This is a genomic window from Haladaptatus sp. (assembly GCF_049589095.1).
In the GTDB taxonomy this organism is placed as follows: Archaea; Halobacteriota; Halobacteria; order Halobacteriales; family Haladaptataceae; genus Haladaptatus.
In genome coordinates, this window is the sequence record NZ_JBAWAC010000579.1 from 1 (window position 1) to 3,415 (window position 3,415).

At 58.2% G+C, this 3,415-nt stretch carries 2 protein-coding genes and 1 pseudogene; all 3 read right to left on the reverse strand.

All coding sequences use genetic code 11. The features are described 5' to 3' along the window. Window positions 1–88: 88 nt before the first annotated feature. The 3 genes and pseudogenes from WBV42_RS18045 to WBV42_RS18055 all read right to left on the reverse strand — a co-directional run bounded on the left by WBV42_RS18045 (window position 89) and on the right by WBV42_RS18055 (window position 2,951). Window positions 89–682, reverse strand: coding sequence for an MFS transporter (locus tag WBV42_RS18045; protein WP_423987252.1), 594 nt, complete (start codon window positions 680–682; stop codon window positions 89–91). Next, a pseudogene (locus tag WBV42_RS18050) lies at window positions 679–1,143 on the reverse strand (BBE domain-containing protein); the annotation flags it as partial. The gene WBV42_RS18045 and the pseudogene WBV42_RS18050, both read right to left, overlap by 4 nt. A gap of 245 nt (window positions 1,144–1,388) precedes the next feature. Beyond that, window positions 1,389–2,951 carry a GMC family oxidoreductase gene (locus tag WBV42_RS18055; protein WP_423987253.1) on the reverse strand — a complete coding sequence of 521 codons (1,563 nt, stop codon included), beginning with the start codon at window positions 2,949–2,951 and terminating at the stop codon, window positions 1,389–1,391. Between the last annotated feature and the right edge of the window lie 464 nt (window positions 2,952–3,415).

The following is a 3,415-nucleotide window of genomic DNA, read 5'->3' on the forward strand; positions in this document are numbered from 1 at the left end:
CAGTGCGTGCGAGGGTTTGAGTTTTCAACTCCTCTACTATCACGCACAGTACCGCTTTGTGTCGATAGTACATCAAGCTATTGCACGTCTAAGAACAACGAAGACGGCGGGCGTATCCCCTCCCTACCCCCTCCGGTCGTTGAGGAAGGGGCCTTACCCGCCTGCAATTCAGGTAAATTCCACGCAACTGCGGGAGCGCGCCGCCGCCGATCGGGAAGATATCGGCGCCAGCCGAAAGCGCCGCGTTGTTCACACCCAGGACGGCATTGCGCTGTGCGCCTTCGAAAACATCGCCAATGAGCGTCACAGTCGTGATGAAGATACCGGCGGCCGCCGTCCTCTGAACGATGCGCAACGTCACAATTACGACGAACGACGGCGAGAGCGCCATCACTCCGCCAGTGAGACTAAAGATCACGAGACTGGAGATCAACACTTGCCGCCGGCCAAAACGGTCAGCGAGCATACCGATAAACGGCGACAGAACGATACCTGTCACAAAGTAGGTGCTGACGAGGAGACTCGCTTGCGCGTCGCCGATACTGAATGCGTCGCGGATGACCGAGAGTGCGGGTGCAATGAGCGGGACGCCCAATGGCGCTAAAATCGTGCTCAGGAGCACGACTTGGACTGTCGTCGACCTCCAGGGAATCGACACGGATTCGTCCTCAAGCTCACTCATGGCTCTCTTCCACCGTCGGACTGCGCACGTTCGGACGGTTCGATGTTCTGATTGAGGCGAAACAGGTTCGTCGGATCGTACTTGTCCTTCAAATCGACCAATCGATCGTAGGCTGGCCCGAACGTGGTCCGCATCGTCTCGTCGTTGTCCTCGAGGAATCCGGGGAAATTCAGGTAGACCGAGCCATCCGAGAACTGGCGCATGTCTTCGAGACAGTCGCGCACCCATTCCACATTGGCTTCATCATTCGCGAGAGCTTCCCAATTTGCCTCTACGCCGAGAAGGTAGGGAGCGTGACGACCCGCAAACGAACTCTCCTCTACACCGATATCGTCGATAGCGCCACCGAGCTGCCAGACGTCGACTGTCGACAACGAGGAGGGTGCTGCATCCGTCCAGTACGCGATGCGGTCAATGGCGATGTCCGACAATCCGTCGAGGTACAGTGATTTCCAGTAATAACATCACCACCGTGCAGAAACGAATCATATTCCCAGTGTATCGTCACTACATTGCGGTAGCGACGATACATGTTTCGCTCTGAAAGACGATTCTTCTATCGTATTTTGCTCTTAGATTTCCTTACCGTCGTCTGGTATCAGAACGTCATGAATGTTTTGTGTTAATGATCTAATCGATTCAGGCAACGATAATGCCAGAGTCGGTGACGATGTCATTTCCGCGCGTGGAACGTTCCCCGGGTTGCTCAGTCGTCGGACAGTGTGGAGACCGCCGTCGGGATCATGTCGGCGCCCTTCTCAGCGATGGCGATGGTCGGGGCGTTCGTGTTCCCACCGGTCAGCGTCGGCATGATCGAAGCGTCGACAACCCGGAGATTTTCGACGCCGTGGACCCGGAGCGAGTCGTCGACGACGGCCATCTCGTCATCGCCCATCTTACAAGTGCCGACGGGGTGGTAGACGGTGTGAGCGGTCTCGCGGATGTGCTCGCGAATCTCCGCGTCGGTCTGGGCGTCCTCACCGGGCCAGATCTCCTCGCCACGGTACTCGTCCATGGCGTCGGCCTGAGCGATCTCTCGCGCTCGCCTAACTCCCTCGACCATGACCTCCATATCTTTCTCTTCGGTCAGGTAATTGGGATCGATGACCGGGTGGTCGAAGGGATCGGTCGAGCCGAGGGTGATCTCGCCGCGACTCTCGGGGCGGAGCTGTGTCGCACCGATCGAAAAGCCCACGCCCTCCTCGGGGTTGGCCAGGCCGTGCTGCATGAAATAGACCGGAGCGAAGTGATACTGCAGGTCCGGGGCGGGTGCGTTGTCGTCAACGTAGGTGAACCCGCCGGCTTCGCCGATGTTTGTCGACGGTGAAGGGTCCGCGGGGCCGCTGGTCCGCTCGTGGACGACGAACGCGAACAGGTGGTCTTGCAGGTTCTTCCCAACGCCGGGCAGGTCGGCCTGGACCTTGATGCTGTGGTCTGTCAGGTGGTCGGTGGGACCGATTCCCGAAAGCATGAGGAGCTGTGGTGAGTTCACAGCACCGGCGCTGACGATCACTTCCGTGGCGGCATCGGCCTGATGGGTTTCACCGTCCTGTTCGTAGGTGACGCCGACCGCGCGATCACCCTCGAAGCGGATCTCGGTCACCTGTGCGTTCGTTTCGGCCGTGAGGTTGTCGCGATCGAGGATGGGCGTGATGAACGCCTTGGCCGCGCTACAGCGCTGCCCGTCTTTCTGGGTGAGGTGATAGTGGCCGACTCCCTCCTGCTGTGCGCCGTTGAAATCGTCGTTGCGCGGGTGACCGACCTCGGTGGCGGCCTCGACGAGTTGGCCCGAGGCCGGGTGGAGATCGACCGGGTCCGCGACGTTGAGCGGGCCGTCGGTGCCGTGATAGTCGAGGTCACCGTCCGCGGGCTCGAAGTGCTCGGCACGCTTGAAGTACTCCAACATCGCGTCGTAGCTCCACCCCTCGTTCCCGCGCTCGGCCCACGTGTCGTAGTCGTGGGGCACGCCGCGGATGTAGATCATCGCGTTGATCGAACTCGACCCCCCCATCGTCTTCCCGCGGGGCCAGTACAGTTCCCGGTCGTTCAGTTCTGGTTGCGGTTCCGTGTAGTAGTCCCAGTCTACCTCGCTTTTGAACAAGTGAGGGAACATCGCGGGGATGTGGACCTCCTCTTTGTCGTCGGGTGCGCCCGCTTCGAGCAACAGGACATCCGTTCCTGCGTCCGCGGAGAGTCTGTGTGCCAATGCACAACCTGCCGAACCGGCGCCCACAATCACGTAGTCGTGGGTCGATGGGGTGGTTCCCATAGTTTGTGCATGGTTGATCATTGCATAATGATATAGTATTATCCCACATATTTCCGGAAGTCAAGTGCCCTCGTGGGATTGGTCCCCTGATACTCAAGTACCGCCGGAATGAGGAACGCAGGGCGATACTCATCTCTTTTGGAACGTGGACTGTGGCGTTCGTACTGTTCCGGGTGACTATAGAAGCTTGATCCTGGGTGATATGTACTGCTTCTTGGGGCCGGAATTCCTTCACCCAGGATTGTTATTTCAGAAGGAGTTGAGTGGTTCCTAGTTATTGAAGTAGCTCACAAGCGGGTACTGTCAAAGAGTTATTTCACTTATCACAAAACTTATGCTGTGATAAAAACATAACGAATCATGAACCGACGAACTGCCCTCGCCGGTCTTTCCGTTGGTCTTGCGGGCTGTCTCGGACGAGGAGCAGATGGAACACAACCAGAGACGATAACGCACTCCAACGT